The organism is Mycobacterium sp. pR1184 (assembly GCF_041287235.1).
Taxonomy (GTDB): Bacteria; Actinomycetota; Actinomycetes; order Mycobacteriales; family Mycobacteriaceae; genus Mycobacterium.
This window is the reverse complement of sequence record NZ_JBGGKR010000017.1, coordinates 53,382-70,270: the sequence shown is the minus strand read 5'-3', so window position 1 is coordinate 70,270 and position 16,889 is coordinate 53,382. Positions and strand designations below refer to the sequence as shown.

13 protein-coding genes are annotated in these 16,889 nt (G+C 67.3%); 1 reads left to right on the top strand and 12 read right to left on the bottom strand.

The annotated features are described in order from the left end of the window. Positions 1-55 precede the first annotated feature (55 nt). The 8 genes from ACAG21_RS24975 to eccA are packed head-to-tail and all read right to left on the bottom strand — an operon-like array spanning position 56 to position 10,895. Positions 56-952 carry an ESX secretion-associated protein EspG gene (locus tag ACAG21_RS24975; protein WP_370498940.1) on the bottom strand — a complete coding sequence of 299 codons (897 nt, stop codon included), beginning with the start codon at positions 950-952 and terminating at the stop codon, positions 56-58. 10 nt (positions 953-962) lie between these two features. Then, positions 963-1,253, bottom strand: coding sequence for a WXG100 family type VII secretion target (locus ACAG21_RS24970; protein ID WP_025736523.1), 291 nt, complete (start codon positions 1,251-1,253; stop codon positions 963-965). 32 nt (positions 1,254-1,285) lie between these two features. Beyond that, positions 1,286-1,579, bottom strand: a complete 294-nt coding sequence (gene esxG / locus ACAG21_RS24965) for a type VII secretion system protein EsxG (protein ID WP_096284045.1) — start codon at positions 1,577-1,579, stop codon at positions 1,286-1,288. A gap of 54 nt (positions 1,580-1,633) precedes the next feature. Then, positions 1,634-3,109 carry a PPE family protein gene (locus ACAG21_RS24960; protein WP_370498939.1) on the bottom strand — a complete coding sequence of 492 codons (1,476 nt, stop codon included), beginning with the start codon at positions 3,107-3,109 and terminating at the stop codon, positions 1,634-1,636. 2 nt (positions 3,110-3,111) lie between these two features. Beyond that, positions 3,112-3,411, bottom strand: a complete 300-nt coding sequence (locus tag ACAG21_RS24955; RefSeq protein ID WP_370498938.1) for a PE family protein — start codon at positions 3,409-3,411, stop codon at positions 3,112-3,114. A 46-nt stretch (positions 3,412-3,457) separates the two neighbouring features. Continuing rightward, entirely contained in the window at positions 3,458-7,447 is a 3,990-nt protein-coding gene (gene eccCa / locus ACAG21_RS24950; protein WP_370498937.1) for a type VII secretion protein EccCa, read from the bottom strand. Further along, positions 7,444-9,045, bottom strand: a complete 1,602-nt coding sequence (gene eccB, locus ACAG21_RS24945) for a type VII secretion protein EccB (protein WP_370498936.1) — start codon at positions 9,043-9,045, stop codon at positions 7,444-7,446. The genes eccCa and eccB overlap by 4 nt, the downstream gene beginning before the upstream one ends. Continuing rightward, positions 9,042-10,895, bottom strand: a complete 1,854-nt coding sequence (eccA, locus tag ACAG21_RS24940) for a type VII secretion AAA-ATPase EccA (protein WP_370498935.1) — start codon at positions 10,893-10,895, stop codon at positions 9,042-9,044. The genes eccB and eccA overlap by 4 nt, the downstream gene beginning before the upstream one ends. Before the next feature lie 211 nt (positions 10,896-11,106). On the opposite strand from eccA, the gene ACAG21_RS24935 reads away from it, so the two are divergent. Continuing rightward, on the top strand, positions 11,107-11,346 hold the full coding sequence (locus ACAG21_RS24935) for a hypothetical protein (protein ID WP_370498934.1): 240 nt from the start codon (positions 11,107-11,109) through the stop codon (positions 11,344-11,346). Between the two features lie 87 nt (positions 11,347-11,433). Here the strand turns inward: ACAG21_RS24935 and ACAG21_RS24930 are convergent, their stop codons facing one another. The 4 genes from ACAG21_RS24930 to ACAG21_RS24915 all read right to left on the bottom strand — a co-directional run bounded on the left by ACAG21_RS24930 (position 11,434) and on the right by ACAG21_RS24915 (position 16,812). After that, positions 11,434-12,930, bottom strand: a complete 1,497-nt coding sequence (locus tag ACAG21_RS24930; protein ID WP_370498933.1) for a PPE family protein — start codon at positions 12,928-12,930, stop codon at positions 11,434-11,436. 208 nt (positions 12,931-13,138) lie between these two features. After that, positions 13,139-14,044: a class I SAM-dependent methyltransferase gene (locus ACAG21_RS24925; RefSeq protein ID WP_370498932.1), complete on the bottom strand. Its 906-nt coding sequence runs from the start codon at positions 14,042-14,044 to the stop codon at positions 13,139-13,141. A 129-nt stretch (positions 14,045-14,173) separates the two neighbouring features. Further along, complete coding sequence (locus ACAG21_RS24920) at positions 14,174-15,769, bottom strand: PPE family protein (protein ID WP_370498931.1); 1,596 nt, start codon at positions 15,767-15,769, stop codon at positions 14,174-14,176. A gap of 134 nt (positions 15,770-15,903) precedes the next feature. Beyond that, positions 15,904-16,812 carry an oxygenase MpaB family protein gene (locus ACAG21_RS24915; RefSeq protein ID WP_370498930.1) on the bottom strand — a complete coding sequence of 303 codons (909 nt, stop codon included), beginning with the start codon at positions 16,810-16,812 and terminating at the stop codon, positions 15,904-15,906. Positions 16,813-16,889: the final 77 nt, after the last annotated feature.

Genomic DNA, 16,889 nt, shown 5'->3' with positions numbered 1-16,889 from the left:
ACGGCACCGGAGGTCAACGGACCCTCGAATCAGCCTGGTACATCGTGTTCTCTCTCTATCTTGTTGTGTTTGAGGCGTATTGGGTGGATAGATCTCGCGACAGCCGCTGATCGGGGAACCAGTGTCCGTCGGGCAGGCAGGCGGTCAAGTTCTCGATCGCGACGGCAATCGCAAACGGGGTTCCCGGACTGAACGTCGAGACCCATTCACCGTCGAACGCGCGGGACGGACTGACCAGGATCCGGCCCGCGGTGGTGTCGACGATGCTCATACCGACTTCGGTGGTGGCGTGCTGACCGTCACGATGGCAACCGGCGACGATCTCCACGTAGGTACGCGGGCCGGTGAATACGGATTCCACAACTGCCCGGGCGGATTGCGGAATGCCAAGGTAGTCAAGGACTTCGGTCAGCAGCGCACCGGAGCGCAGCCGTTCGTCGGCGCGGGCTCCGACACGCGCCGGCGTGCTGAATTCCGCGAACTGCGCCGGCGGACGCTGGCCCAGCCCCACACCGAGGACCGGAACCAGTGCCCGCGCGTCGCCGATATTCATGGCGGTGAACGTGACCAGCTGCGCGCTGCGTAGCGCGACGACGGTCTTGCCCATGGCACCGGCGCGCCGCGCGACCACACCGCGCAGCAACTCGCCGGCACCGCTGGCCGCGCCCGGGCCCACGTAGCGCAAATCGAGCCATTGGTCGGGAAAACACACCAACTTGATCCAGTCGGCGACCGCCCGGTTCACTCTTCCCGATTCGGCCCCGTCGGGTTCGATCAAACCCATCCGGGTTAACTCGTCCTTCTGATCTTTGAAGAACGCGTCACGCTCCGCGGCATCGCGATAGGGCGGCGTGATCGCCAAAACCCATGGAAAGCTGCCCGCTCCAATGGTTTCGGCGATGAACCATGCGTTTTCGACCGTCAGCTCGACGGCATTGGGCTCGACACTCATCGATGCGGGACTAACCGCCCCACTTGGCGGCTTCGGCCGTGTCGCGGGCGAACATGGCCAGGGTGTTGTTTTCGTGCGTGCTGGCCATCGCCTGGTAAGAGCGCACCAACGCCTCCATGGCCTGATTCCACTGAGCCTGCCAGACCTGGTAGGTCATACCGGTGTCACCCTGCCAGGCGTTCTGCAACGCGGCCTGTTCGGTGGCGATGTCGGCGCCGAGGCCCTGCATCGTGCCGGCGTAGCCCGACATGTCGGCGGCGTGGCTCAGCATCGCCGGGTAGTTGTACATGATCTGCGACATCTCAAGTCCTTTCGCGGTTACTGGTGGTCGGCTCAGAACGAGGTGTAGCCGGACGCGGCGGCAGCGTCGGCGGCCACATAGGTGCCCGCGGCGTCACCAAGGTTGGCTTGGGCGATGTCCAGCAGGGTGTTGACCCGCGCCGCCATCTCCACGAACCGGGCATGCGCGGCCTGGAACGCAGCCGAAGACTCACCCTGGTGGAATGCCTGGGCGGCCATCGCTTCCTGCTCGGCCCCGTTGATCGTGCTGCGCATCAGGGCGGCCTTGGCGCTGAACGCCGACTGCGAGGCCACCAACTGTGGAATGTGAGCATCCAGAAGACTCATGACATTTCCTTTCTCTTCTGTCCCTTACGATTTCGGCTATTGGCTGCGCTACTGTTAACTTTCGGAGCCCCCTCCCCCCGCTTGATCGGGCTCATCCGGGCCCGCGCCGTCGCGGTCCCAGGTTCCCGGCACCATGGGCATCCGCGGGCCGCCGCCGTACTCGTCGCCGGCCAGCTCGGTCAGTCCCGAGGCCTGCAGATCCGCGTCTTTGCGCGCGGTTCCGGCAAACCCCAGCCGTCCGGCCCCACTGCCCGAAGCCATTGCGGCCGCGACTTCCTCGGCGCCACCCCAGTCGGGATCGACGTCGACGTTCATGTCGAGGAATTCGTCACCGTGATCGCGCATCGCGGCCCGCCGGCGTCGTCGCGCCGCGGCCGCGCGGCCGGGTACCGCTGCGGCGGCCGCAGGGATGGTCGCGGCCGGCGCCTTGATCCCGCCGCGGCCACCCAGGGTGGGGCCGAAGCCCGTTTCCGGATCGCCTCCCATGGCCACCAGGTAGCCGAACGTTCCGGCGGCCGGTGCGGGCGCCGGCGCGGTCGCCGCGGTGGCGGGCGCGGCGGGTGCGGACCCGGGAGCCGACGCGGGTGTGGGAGCCGGCGGGGCCATGGCTGCCACCGGCGGCATGGATGAACTCTGCGAGGGCGATACCGGCGCGACCGCGACCGCGCCCGGAACCTCGGGCAGGTCCTGCGGATTCTGCAAGTAGAGGTAGGCCCCGATGCCGATGACCAGGGGGATCAGGAGCGGTGCGGCCAGAATCGCGCCCCAGGTGGGCCAGCCGAGCAGGTTGGTGACCAGCTGATAGGCGAGGAAAAACAACAGCGGCCCGTTTGCCACCAGGAACGGCCCCAAATTCTGCATGAACTGCTGAATCATGTCGTTCAGGTTCTGGAAGAACTGCTGCAGTTGCCGCAGGAGGTTCTCCCACCAGTTGCCGGAGTCCGAGTCGCTCTGCTGGGCCAGCGTCGAGAAGTTGTTGGTCTCAGCACCGGGGCGCAGCACGTTGGGCGCGGCGTCGGTCTGCGGCGCCCCGGCCAGTGCCGCTTCCGACACCACCTGGTAGGTGCTCATCGTGGTCGCGGCCTGGACCCACATCCGCGCGTAGTCGGCTTCGTTGATCGCGATCGGAATCGTGTTGATACCAAAGAAATTCGTCCCCACCAGCACACCGTGGATCATGTGGTTAGCGGCCAGCTCCCCCAGCGTCGGCATGGCCGTCAAGGCGCCGGTGTAGGCCGCCGCCGCGACTTCGTGCTGGGCGGCCACCCCCGCGCTGTCGGCGCTGGCCTGCATCAGCCACGCCAGATACGGGATGTGCGCGGCCGCGTACTGCTCGGCGGTCGGCCCTTCCCACGACCCCGCTTGCACTTCCCCCAGGAGCCCACTGAGTTCGGCTGCCGCGTCGGCATATTCGGTGCTGAGCGAGGTCCACGCACCGGCGGCCGCCAGCAGCGGCCCCGGTCCCGGTCCAGCGGTCAGCAACGCCGAATGCACCTCCGGCGGAGACGCCATCCAGATAGGCGCGGTCATTGTCAGACGCCGTACGTGACGGCCGCGGCGATGTCACCCGCGAGATAACTCGCCCCGCCTTCGCCGACGCCGACGCCGGCGCGGCCCAGCTCCTCGACACCCTCGGCGGCCACCACGGAGTGCAGCTGACCCCGGGCGCTGAATCCGGCAGCGGTCGTCAGCGACACCGGATCCGCCGCGGGCGGCACCACTGCGGTGATCGCCGGGGCGGCCGCCGCGTGCGCACTCGCCAACCGCGCCGTCAGCGCCTCCACCGCCGCACTCGTCGCCGCCAGGCCTTCAGGAACAACTCGCAACGTCATAACCCCTCCTTCTGTGGTCCTTCGGTTGCTACTTCACTAATCACCATCAGCGGGCGAAACCTTCGTCGGCTCCCCCTACAACAGACTCGCCAACCAACGGGTTGACTAACTGCACATACGTCGGGCTTTCGTTGTCTCCCAACAGAATTGCCCGTCCGGCAGGCAGCCGGCCGAATCGTTGACCGCGGATCTTCCCGCTGTCCTGCGGGTTGCCCGCCAGCATCAGCGTGGTTGCCTGCAAGTCGTTGAATCGGCGCAGCAGCGGGCTGGTCATCAGGGCATGTCCCGAGCCGGTGGCCCGCGCCGTCACGATCACCCGCAGCCCCAGATCGGCAGCCTGGCTCAGCTCCGGAATGAGGCTGGCCCACGGCCGCTGTCCGATGTATGGGCCACTCATCGCCGGCGCGTCCGGAATCTGGTCGACGTCATCGATGATCAGGTAGTGGGTGTGACCCTGGTAGCTCCATCGCGCCAACTCCGCTGCCGACAAGCCGGCCGGTGGACGGCGCGATCCGATGATGTTGGACAGGCCCAGCATCGCCGGGATGATCCGGTCGATGTTCGCGGTGTACTCGTTGTCGCCGAATAACGGCTCCTCGACGAGATGCAGCCGTCGATCCAGCACCGTGAACGCCACCTGATCCGACGTAGAGTGCTCGCGGATGGTCCGGATGATGTGGCGCAACAAGGTGGTCTTGCCCGACTTGCTGTCGCCGAACACCATCAGCAGCGGGTTCTCCGCGAAGTCGAGCACGACCGGCGCCAGGTCCTCTTCGCGCTGCCCGATGACGACCTGTTCCGGTCCGCGATACAGCGGCTCGAGGGCATCCGGTGCCAGGTTGGTCGGCAGCAGCCGAACCGGCGGTGCGGCCATACCCGGGTGGCGGGCGTTGATCGCGGCCACCTGGTCCAGTTGCGGGGCAGCGAACAGGAAGTGCTCGGCGGCCATGGTCAACCCGCGACCCGGCTGGTCTGCGGGCACGGCGTCAGCAGGGCGGCGTAGCGCCCCGACCACCCGCACGTTGCTGTCCCGCGCGTCGTGCAGCTTGAGCTCGAGCCGCAGTCCGAGGCCATCCCGCATCGCCAACGGCACCTCCAGCCAGCTCGGGGTCGTGACGATCACGTGGATGCCGTACGCGAGGCCGACGTTGACCAGCTCAGTCACCTTGGCCAGCAACGGGTTACGCGTGTTGAACTGGTCGGTGTTGTCCCGGGCGAAGGCGTAGAGGTTGTCGATGACCAGGAACACCTCACCGAAGCCATCGTCGTGAGTCGAACCGTGCTTGTCGCGGAACGCCTCGCGGTGCTGCCGGGAAATCAGCAGCTGCTCGAGCTCGCCGAAGGTGCGGCGAATGCGCTCGGGCTCCAACGGTGACGCCACACTGCCGACATGCGCCAGGTCTTCCAGCGCACGCAGCTGACCACCGCCGTAGTCCAGGCAGTAGAAGGTGACGTCGCGCGGCGAATGCAAGCTGGCCGCGGAGAGGATAAACGTCTGCAGCGCAGCCGATTTACCGGACTTCGCGCCGCCGTGAATCACCATGTTACCCGACGCCGACGTGGCGTCGAAAATCAGCGGGTCGCGGCGCATCTCGAACGGCTTGTCGATCTCACCGAGCGGCCAACGCCATTGCCGTTCCGGCACAGCGGCGTTCGCCAGCACAGTCGTCAACGGGATCGGCTCGTCCAGCGGCGGCAACCAGAGCTGCGGAGCCCGAGGACCGTAGCGCGCCAGCTGCTCGCCGATGGTCGCGATCAGCTTGCGCGGCGGACCGGCGAACTCGTCTTGGTCGGCTCCGGTGATCACCGTGCCCTGATCGGGCTCGACCCGTCCGGCCGTGAACAGTTGCGGCTGTGGAACAGACTGCACCACAAGAGTTTTAGCGGTGCGCGGCGGCTCGTAGATGCCGTCGACGTAGGTGCTGCGGAACTTGATCGGGGCGGCGCCGGGGGCGGGCACCAAGAAGCCCACGCCCTTGTGTTCTTTACCCGATTCGATGTGGTAGGCGTCGTCCACGCCGATGATCTGGCGAGAAACGCTGGGACTGGCCACCTTCAAACCGATGCGATACGAGGTGTTCTTGTCGATGTCCTTGATCTTGCCGACATCTAGCGTCTGGGACGCGAACAGGATGTGGATGCGGAACGAGCGGCCCTTGCGCGCCACGTAGTCGAACAGTTCTGCGTACTCCGGGTAGTCGGCCAGCATCAGCGTGAACTCGTCGGCGACCACGAACAGCGTCGGGATCGGCGGCAGGTCTTCGGCGCCGGGGGCGCCGGAATCCCGAGCGTTCTCGTATTCGACCACCGAGTTGAACGCGCTGCCCTGCACCCGCCGGCCGGCCTCGCGCAGCAACGTTTCGCGCCGTGCCACCTCGCCGCGCAGCGTGTCGGCGAAACGGTCGGCCAGCGATTTCTTCTCGGCCATATTCGAGATCACCGCGACGACCTGCGGGAAGTCCCGGAAGCTATCGGCCCCGGCCTCACCCTTGAAGTCGGCGTAGATCACGATGAGCCGGTCTGCCGAATGAGTTGTCAACAGCGACAACAGGATTGACATCAGTGTCTGCGACTTGCCGGAACCGGTCATACCGATCATCAGGCCGTGTGGACCCATCCCGCCCTCGGCTTCGTCCTTGAGGTCGAAGTACAGCGGTTCGCCCGTCGCGGTGACACCGATCGGCACCCGCAACTCGTCGTCGCGACGCCGCGGCCCCCACAGCGTCGGCACATCGAGCTGTGACGCGTCCGGAATACCCAGCAGCGTCGTGAACGTGGCACCCCGGGTGGCCGCCGAGCGCAGCCCGGTGTGAGTCGGGTTGGAATCCCAGCGCGACAACTGACGCGCCAGGTGGGCGGCCTCGTCGGCGCCGAGCGTGTCGGCGTTGTCGATGAAGGGCTGCCAGCCGCCGGTCTGCCACCGCTGGATCGCCCGGCGCTCCCCCCCGACGACACGCAGAATCGGCTTTTCCGGATCTGAATACTGTTCGCGGTGAGGCGATGTCGTGGTGCGGTGAACCACGGTCACGCCGGCCCGTCCGAGTGCCAGCGCCGAGGCGTTCACGTCGTATTCCGGGTCGTCGATGATGATCAGCAGGTGCCGCAACGCGTCGGCCGGCTCGCCGGTGAACGCCGGCCGGTCGGCCAGCGCCGGGCCCAGCAGGGCGACCAGCTCTTCAGGATCACTGGACAGGAAGCGGGCAGGGCCGACACCGTCCACCTCGCCGGGAATGTCGATGTGGGGCAACCACTTCAGCCAGGACCAGTCACGGTTCTCCGGATCGCGGGTGGCCAGCGCCACCCCCAGCACGGTCGGGTCGTGCCAGGTGACGGCCTGAGCGACCCAGGCCCGCAGCGCACCGCGCACCTCGTCGGGTTCACCGAGGACGGTGATCCGGGAAACCTTGCTCAAGTCGATTCCGGTGGGCACATCGCGCACGATGCGCTGGGTGTCGAGCAGGCTGCGTAATGCGCTGTGCGACACCGGTTCCAGATCGATTTCGTCGGCGGTGTCCTGGACCCGTACGGCAGTGGTCAGGGGGACCTGGTGACGTCCGGCCCGCAGCACCAGGAAGTCGGGGTCGTGGGGATCACGTTCCCACTGGCGGCGAGAGCCGGGCACCGTCGCCAAAGCTGCCGGCTCGGGATGCGACCACTGCGCGGCCGCGCGCTGCTGGGCGGCCTGGGTGCGGATGTTGTCCCGAACCACCGATAGGTAGCGCAGGTAGTCGGCGCGTTCGGCGTCGACCTCCTCGGTGCGCATCTTGTTGTCGTTGCCGCGATAGAGCGCGGTTGCGGCCAGCAGCAACACAAATGGGAAGAACAAGGTCTGCGGGGAAATCACCCGCATCCCGGTGGCGACCAGCGCGACGATCATGCCGACGATCAAAATCACCAGCACGTAAGGCATGGCGCGGCGCAGGAACGACGGCGGAATCACCCGCGGCAACTCGGGCGGCGCCTCGATGGTGATGGTGCCCTGGCGGGTGCTCGGCGGCGCCAGGCGCCGGCGGGCTTCGAAGATAAGTCGGCTCATCGGGGTCCTCCTTCGGCCGAAACCGGACGTCCGGGCTTGCTATCGGGCGCCAACCCGTCGTGTGCAAGTAGCGCGTCGGCGCGCGATAGCGTCGGGCCCGTCGCGAACAGCGACAGTATCGACCAGGGAATGGGAACGGAGGGTGGGGTTAAGCCAAGGGCCTCAAGGGTTTTGCCGTGCCCGGCGTTCTCGGCCTCGTTGTCGATGCCGTAGCGCACGCCGGTGTCGGACACCCAGAACAGTGAGCCGGCGCCCGGCGACGTCGCTGCGCCGCCGACGCTCTGCGCGAAGTAGCCGGTGCCCGGCACCAGGGCCACCCGGGTGGCGATCCCCTGCGTGCCGCCGCCGACCAAGTTCACGGTGCGAACCGACTCCGGCACCGGCAGCGCGGAACCCGCCAGCAGGGTCAGCGAGCTGCTCGCGGCCCCGGCCGGCTTGCTCCAGTACGCGCAGGCGACCGGATTCTTGGCCGCGTCGACCAGGGCGATCTGACGATCCGGAAAGCGCGTGGTGTCCAGCATCCGCGACACCGGCAGCTTGGCCACCTCGTCGGCGCCCAGCCGCGGGGGTTGGTCCAGGCCATAGGAATTGGTGTTGCGCAGGACCGCGGCGAGCACCGGCGAGATCGGCTGCAGGCCATCCGGCAGCACCGCGTAGTAACGCACGTTGCCCGGGTCGACGCCGTAGGACGTCACCACCGACCCGATCGGGGCCGGGACCGGGTAGTTCGCCGCAGCGCCGGCATTCGGGACGCCGGGCGCCGAAAGCGCCGGCGCCTCGGGGATCGCGTTGAACAACCCCGCCGCGATGGGCCGTGGTGCCGGCACGTCGGCACTGAGCCCCAACGCGTTGGTGACCGCGTGGTTGGTCAGGTCGATCTGGCTGCGCTTGCCGTTCCACAGCAGCCAGGTACTAGTGCCCTTGTCGCCGGTGAACTCGACGAGGATTGCGTCGGCGGGCGCGATGGTGGCCGCACGGGCACCGCTGCTGTCGAGCGGACCTGCGATCACGGTAACGCCGGTGCTGTGCACGGCGTGCGATCCCTGGGCCGCCTCACTGACCGCGTCGCACACCGTCCAGTTCGCGTCATGAGATGCGTTCTGCACCATGCGTTCTGGTGCCCCCGGGATGCCGATCAGATTTCCGCGCGGAAACCGGTCCAGCTCACTGCTTTTCACCGTGGCGGGGTTGACCGGCTTGCCGGCGATCAGCCGCGCCGAGGTCAGATTCAGCACCGGGTGCAGTTCGTCGCCGATGCGCACATACAGGGCGGCCGTGTCCCGATCGGCGAGCACCGCGTTGCTGCCCGCTTGACCGTTGGGCCGGATCAGCGAGAACACGAAACAACCAGCCAGCCCGGTGATTAGAATCAGGGCGCCCATCAACACCGCGCGCGACTGGGTGCGCAGCGGGTCGACCAGCATCCTGGTGTCGTGCAACGCGATTCCCGAGGCGATGCGGCGCATCACGAAACGCCACCCCGTCACCTGATGCCGGGTGACGAATCCGCGGCGGTAGACCACCTTGTCGGGATTGTCGTTGACGGGGGTACGCGACGAGAAGGAACGCCGCTCGTCCTGAGGTTCGGGATTGGTCATGACGGCACCGAGAGCCCGAGCCCGCGCAACAGCGGCTCCACCGAATTACTGACATCTCGGTCGGTGATCGTCATCAGCTCCTCATCGGTGAACGCGCCGGTTCCCGCTTGTTCTGAATGGTCCAACCGGAATTCGCGCTCCTCCTCGGAGCGCTCGACGATGTTTCGGACGAAACGACCGTTACCCGCGATGTCGAGGCTGCGCCGCTCGACGCCGTTGGAGTCGGGGGTCGTGGCCGTCGCCAATTTCTCGAACAGGTCGTCCATGTGGTCCAGCGCAGACTGCTCGAAGATGCTGTCGCGTTGTTCGGCCATCTTGCGCGCGATCTCGACCAGCTCATGGGAGTTGTACGACGGGAAGGTGATGTTGCGGGTGAAGCGCGACCGCAGACCCTCGTTGGTGTCCAGGAACTTGTCCAGATCTGCCCGGTAACCGGCGATGATCACCACCAGCCGGTCCCGGTCGTTTTCCATGCGGGCCAGCAGCGTGTCGATAGCAACCAGGCCGAAGTCGTTCTTGGCGCCGGTGGCCACCAGGGCGTAGGCCTCGTCCAGGAACAACACCCCGTCCAGCGCGCTGTCGATGATCGCGTTGGTCTTGGCCTCGGTTTCGCCGATGTGTTGACCGATCAGGTCGGCGCGGTGCACCTCGCGGATGTTTTCCTTCTTCAAAAGGCCTAGGCCGCAATAGATTTTGGCAACCACACGCGCAATCGTGGTCTTACCGGTCCCGGGTGGCCCGGCGAACACCAGGTGGTGGGCCCGTTGTGCGACCTGCAGGCCGCGCTGCTTGCGCACCAGCTCCATGGCCACCGAACTCTTGAGCCGGGATACCTGGTTTTTCACCTCTTCGAGCCCGATGAACTCGGTGAGCTGACGTTCGGCCTCCTGCAGCAGCACGGACTTGCGTTCGTGCGCGGCGGGGTCGACGAAATCCTCTGCGCTGGGCTCGGTTTCCGGATCCCACGGGTCGGTGCGGGCCTCGATGCGAGCCGCATTGGTGGTCACGATCCCGAAACTGGTATCGGTCAGAGCAGTTTCGACCTGTTCGTTCTCCGGGTGTGCGGCGTACAGGTCCTGCAGGACTTCGCTGGCCGACTCTTCGTCGACGTGTGCACGTAGCACGAGCGCCTTGGCCAACGTCCCATCGACGGTGGCCACCTCGACGGGGCCTTCCGGCTCCTCGAGGTAGGACAGCGCGGGGGCGAACAGGCCCAGCCGGGCCAGCGCGGTTCCCAGCGCGATCTTGGCCGCGTGCGCGTAGGCCGCGTCCAGATCGGAGTCGTTGACGATCGGGGTCAGCAGCTTGACGACGTCGGACCACCGCTCGGCGCGGTAGTTGATGACGACGGAGATCCACCGCGCCTCACGCCAGCTCGGGCGGCGTGCGGTCAGCCCGGTGACGATCTCGTTGGCTTCGGCAAACCGACCTACCGTTGCCAGGGCGGCGGCGAAGGCGAGGTGAAACTCGTCCGCATTGCTGGCGCGAAACTGTAAATACAGTCCGCTGTCGTAGCGGAAGCCCAGAGCGCCGGGCGCCAGATCGGTCTGTCGCTGCAGCACGCCGGCCGTGGCCACGGTGCGCGACACCGCCTCTAGTACCCGCAAGGACGCGTCGCCGGCGGCCGCGAGCCCGGTCCACGCGTCGCACTGGTCATGGGCGACGCGGGTCAGCGCCGTGAAGCCCGAGCGAGCGGCAGCCAGATCGGCCGGGCGCTGACGCTGATAGACCGCGATACCGAGGGCGCGGCAGCACGTCGCAAACCGGCTGACGACGTCGCCGTCGACTCTGGTGTCCACCCGGGAAGTGCCGGGCTGGACTGCGAGCACACCGCTGTCACCGAGTTCCACGGCCGCTATTTTCCATGAAGATAGTCTCCCCTAACTTAATTTGCTGAAGTTAGCATTGCATAAGCTAAGTGTCGAGGCTCTCGCGGCCGTCCGACTGAGCACCTGCCGACCCGAATACCGACCTTGAACTGGGTTTTCTGCCCGATCACCAGCCCACCTCTCCAGTTGTGGCGTTGGCCGCACTCTGTGTCGACGCCAGAGCTTACTGAAAATGGTTTTCAATAGCAAAGGGTTCCTCCAGGTGCCCGACGCCTTCGGCGACGGGTTGAGCCCGCCCCGCGCACCGGCGCTGGAAGTAGGCCTGGCCGCAATGCCCGGGGCCGACTCGGAGTCGCAGTGGTCAGCGATCGCCGAACGCCGGCGCGGGGTTGCAGCCATCCAAACCGGCGCGGTCACAGCAGCGACTCCTAACCGATCGGGTGGGGCGCGGGCGACCGCCTTCACTGATTAGCGGCGCCGCGAGCAGGCAGTTAATAGTCGGCTGCTGGACCGGAAAAGTTCCCTGTTGGGCACGCGCTCGGTTCTGGCGCCGCGCGTTTCACGTCAGTCCGTCATCGCTGGGTACCTGCCAGGTTCCGGGCACCATTGGAACCGACGTGCCGCTCCCGAAGCCGTCGCCTTCCAGCGTCGCCAATCCCGCTGCCGCAACGGCATCGTTGGGGACGGTCCCAGCAAACCCCAAAGCACCCGCTCCCTGCCCGGACGGCGTGGTCGGGCCGTCGACTGCCCGCTCGTCGACGAACGAATCGCCGTCGGATTCCACGAACTCGTAGCGGTAGCCGCGCTGGCCGGCGTTCATCCCCGCGCTTCGGCGCCGACGCCCCTGCCGCTGAGATCGCGCCGACGCCGCGGCCGCTGCTGCGGCCACCGCGGAATCGGGCGCCAGAGCGTGGCGCCGTGCGCCACTGCGGACACCCGAGCCGGTCCCGATCCCGGGGCCGCCGACCAGGTAGGGGTAGGCGGCACCCTCGATACCGGCGGGCGGCGGTGGCCCTGCGGAGGCGGGCGCCGGCGCGGTCGCGGGCGCGGCCGCGGCGGCTGCGGCGGAGGTCGGCTTCGGGGCGGCGTGCGCGCCCACAGTGTGCGAGCTCGCCGCCGCGTGCGTGCTCGGCGTCGCCGGCGCTGGTGTGGGAACCACCACGGCCGGAGCCGCGGCAACCTGAGGCTGGATCGCGGCCAGCGACGCCAGGCTCGCCAGGGCTCCGGCGAATCCGAGAGTGGAGGTCGCCACGATGATCGCGATTTGCGGGGCGAATGCTTGAAAGGCCTCGAGCGCGTGACCGAGCTCATCGGCGATCAGGGGACCGAGGTCGGCGAGCAGATGAAGGATGGACCCGATTGGGTCCGTCTGAAAATCCTTCAGGTCGCGCGCGAAGGTCTGAAATATCTCCAGGAATCGGTTGATCCACCAACTCAGTTGGTAGGGGTTGCCGGAGTCGTCGTCGACGATGTCGTCATCGTCGCCGTCACCTTCACCTTCGCCGTCGTCGTCGGCGGCGTGCATGATCACCGGCGCCGGATCGGCCTGCGGGCTGGCCGCCAGCGCCGTACTGGTGATGGCTTGATAAGTGGACATCGTGGTCGCAGCCTGGACCCACATCCGTGCGTAGTCCGCCTCGTTGACCGCGATCGGAATCGTGTTCATCCCAAAGAAATTGGTCGCCACCAAGACGCCGTGTACTACGTGGTTGGTGGCCAATTCGGGCAGCGTCGGCATCTCGGCCAATGCCGCGGTGTAGGCGGCTGCCGCCGTCGCGTGCTGCGCCGCCATCGTCGCGCTGTCGGCGCCGGCCTTCGTCAGCCAGGCCAGGTAAGGCGCATGGGCAGCCACATACTCCTCGGCGCTGGGGCCCTGCCACGCCCCGGCCTGCGTGTTGGCCAAGATCGTTGAGAGTTCGTCCGCGGTCTCGGCGTAGGAGGTACTCAACGAGTCCCACGCGACGCTGGCAGCCAGCAAACCACCGGGTCCCGGACCGCTGCTCAGCAGGCTGGAGTGAACTTCGGGAGGCGATGCCATCCATATCGGTGCCGTCATTTTCGGCCGCCGATCGAGCACGGCAACGACAGCGCCATCCCCGCACTCCTCGCCTGGCCGGAATCGGCGACGCCCGGGCAGTGGACGGCACACCTATCAGCCCGTTAGTAGTCGGCGAGCAGCGCGCAATAGTTCCCGCGCCGATTCAACTCATCGAAAGCTCAGAGTAAGGCGCGGCCAGGGGCCGCACGAGACTACGGCGGCGAGCTCAGGCCCGGACGGCGCTGACCAGGGTGTTGCGGGCGATCATCGGTCCCGCTTCGGTGTCCGGTCCGGGGACCGGGCGGCCGACCTGGCGCAGGTAATCGGCCAGCGGGGTGCCGACCGCCTTCCAGCCGTGCTGGCCGAACCATTCGGTGGCCGGGGCGTGTTGCTCGTTGTAGACCAACTGGAAGAACAGCCGCTTTTCGCCCTGGGCGCCGGCCGCACGCTCTTCTTCGACGGCGGCTTCGAATTCGTCGGGCTGCAGCGGTGCGCCATCCTCCACCGCGACATGGCTGCCGTGTCCGGCCAGGCTGTCGATGCCGGTGAACAGCTGCTCCTGCGCGGTGGCCGGCAAGTAGATCAGCAGGCCCTCGGCGATCCACGCCGACGGCTTGGCGGGGTCGAAGCCGCTGTCCCGCAACGCTTGTGGCCAGTCGTCACGCAGGTCGACGGCGATCTCTCGCCGCTCGGCGCGCGGCTGGTCGCCGTGGCCGGCGAGCACCTCATGCTTGAAATCGAGGACCTGCGGGCGATCCAGCTCAAAGATCGTGGTCGCGGCGGGCCAGTCCAGCCGGTAGGCGCGCGAGTCGAGGCCGGCAGCCAGCACGACGATCTGGCGCGCACCGGCGTCGGCGGCCCGCAGGAAGTAATCGTCGAAGTACTTCGTGCGAGCGGCCTGGAAGTTCACGAAATGCTCGCCGAAGTCGGCGCTTTTGAGCGGGTGGTCGGGTTCCTTGCCGTCGAGAACGTCAGCGGACGAGCCACCGACGGCACGACAGAAAACCTCGGCATACGAGTCCACTACCAGCGGGTTAGGCTTCTGCGCCTCCAACGCCCGCGCGGTCGCTACGAATAGCGCCGTCGATCCGACGCTCGTTGTGATGTCCCAGGTGTCACCTTCGCTACGCACTCAACCGACAGTACGCCGCCGCGCCGACACACCTTTCCGCCTGGGGTCAACCGGGATTGGCTGCGGCCAGCCGGTCTTTGCAACCCTCGACGGCGCAGTGAAGTCGCGGCCGACGGCAAGCATCGAGCCCTAGTCGCCGCCGTCGTGCGGCACTTCACCGCCCTCCGAGTCCCAGCTGCCCGGCAGCATCGGCATCCGGGGCCCGTCCCCGAATTCACGCACGGCCAGAGTGGTCAGGCCCGCCGCCTCGGCGGTTGCCTTACGCACCGTGCCGGCGAACCCGAGATTCCCGGCGCCGCTGCCCGACGCCTCCGACACCGCCGGCCCACCCCAGTCCGGGTCGACGTCGACGTTCATGTCCATGAACTCGTCACCGTGGCCGCGCTGCCGCGCCCGCCCCCGGCGCCGGGCCCGGGCCTGCTCGCGGCCGGTCGCCACGGCGGCTGCGGACGCCGAATCCGGTTCTGATGCTTTCTTTTTCGCCGCAGCGGCCGCGCCAGCGCTCATCCCGGAACCGAACCCGATGCCCGGTGGCGCGACGAAGTAAGGGGGCGCAAAGCCGGCGCCCGGGGAAGCCGTTGGCGCGGGCGGCGCCGCGCCGGCGACCGCACTCGCCGCGGGAGCAGGCGCGGGTGCCGGTGGGGTCGCGGTGGCGGCCGGGGCGGCGATGGGTGTCGTTCCCAGCGCCGCCGGCAAGTCGGGCACAGGTGCGGCGGGCGGGGCCGGGGCCATCGCGGGCGCGGCAGCGGGCGGCAGCCCGGCCAGACCCGCGAATCCGGCCACGGCGCCCAAGGGAGCGGCGGCGATCAGCATCGGGACCAAGAACAGTTGCGGCTGCGCCGGCAACCAGCTGCCGAGCTGGGCCAGGTGAGTCGGCCAGTCCAGCAGCACGAGGTCGGTGATGAATTGGAAAGCCGCCGCCGGGTTTTCCTGCAACAGGGTGCCGAAGCGCTGGAAATCGGTGAACAGCTCGAGGGCTCGAACTACCCACCAGAGGATGTCGCCAGGGTTCGTGTAGTCGTCGAAGGGCACCCCGTTCAGCGTTCCCTCGACGGGATCCCAATCGAGTCCGAACAGCCGCAGGATCTGGGCGAGGAACTGATTGAGCGGGCTGTCGAAGCCGTGGTCGTGGCCCTCGTGATCGTCGCCGTCCTCGTGCTCATGGTCGTGCTGGCCGCCGACCTCGGATCGCAGGATCTGCGGGGCCGGGTCGGTCTGCGGCGTGCCCGCGACCGCCGCGGTCGAGACGGCCTGATAGGTCGTCATCGTGGTGGCAGCCTGCACCCACATCCGCGCGTAGTCGGCCTCGTTGACCGCGATCGGAATCGTATTAATGCCAAAGAAATTCGTCGCCATCAACGCACCATGGACAACATGGTTAGCGGCCAACTCACCCACGGTCGGCATAGCCGCCAGCGCCGCAACGTACGCCGTGCCCGCCGTCTCATGCTGTGCGGCCGCGGCGGCACTGTGCGCACTGGCCTGCATCAACCACTCCAGAAACGGACCATGGGCGGCCACATAAGACTCGGCGCCAAACCCCTGCCACACCCCGGCGTGCGTCGATGCCAGAACCTCGCCGAGTTCGGCCGCAGCCGAAGCATATTCGACACTCAACGAACTCCACGCCGCCGCCGCAGCGAACAAAGACGCCGGCCCCGGACCACTACTCAACAACACCGAATGCACCTCCGGCGGTGCAGCCATCCACATCGGCACCGTCATCTCCAGCAACCACCGACAACCAGATACGACATCACCACAACTCCTCGGCTGAGAGGGACTGGAAAGTTTCCGAGGAGCCTAATGAAAATGATTGTCGTTATCAACAGGACCTGGTACTGCGGCCCCGCCGCACCCTAGACGAGCGGACGACCCGTCCGAATCCGGCGATCCAGGTCCCAGAGCATCAGGTTGAACGGAAACTCCCGGACGACGCGCGGCAGCATCCGGTTCACCGCCGCCAGGACCGACATCAGCCGGTCGAAGCGGTGCTGCTTGGCGGCATCCCACGGCAACCGCATTTCGTCGCGAAACCGTTGCGGCAGAAAGCCAGTGGTGATCAGCAGGTTGAAATTCTCCAGCGGTTCGCGAACCCGCCGCGGCAGGCGCACGCCGCGCACCCGGGACACGGCGATCGGGTACAGGAACTCGCGGACGGTGTCGTCGATGTGCACCTTTTCCAGCGACTCCTGCCAGTACTTGTCGAACGCCGCGCGGTCCGCCGGCCACATCTGGGGTGGCACCTGCAAGGTGGTGCCCAGCGACATGCTGTCGCGGTAGAGCCGTTCGGCGTCCTCCTCGCGCATCTCGCCGATGAAGGTGCGATAGATGTCGACGCCGCCCTTGTAGATGCACGCCGCCACCCACAGCTGCAATTCCGGATCGAACGCGTTGTACTGCACCGGGTCGCCGGGCCTGGAGTACACCTGCGCATGCGAACGATTGACCGCGCGCCGGTAGGCGTCCTTCTGCTCGTCGGTCCCGGCAGTGGCTACCGCGATGTAGGTAAAGGTGGTGCGGGCCCGCTTGATCGGGTGGCGGTCGATGCGGCCGCTCTCGACGCGGCTTTCCGCCACGCCGTGGCCGACGCCGGGAATCGACAGCTCCATGATCACGTTGGCCGGACCGGCCAGCAGCGCCACACCCATTAGGGCGTAGTCGTCCGGGACCAGCCGGCTGCGTCGCCTCGACTGAGGCCGCGGCGGGTCGGATATCGGGCGCTCGACGTGCGGAATGAGGTGCTGAACCGTCTCGTGTATTGCCATGCGGGAACCCTTCCGCCGCTCCGTACGCTAAATGTGACAACGCTTGTTTCCTGATATTGTCGGCGCACCGGGCCGGT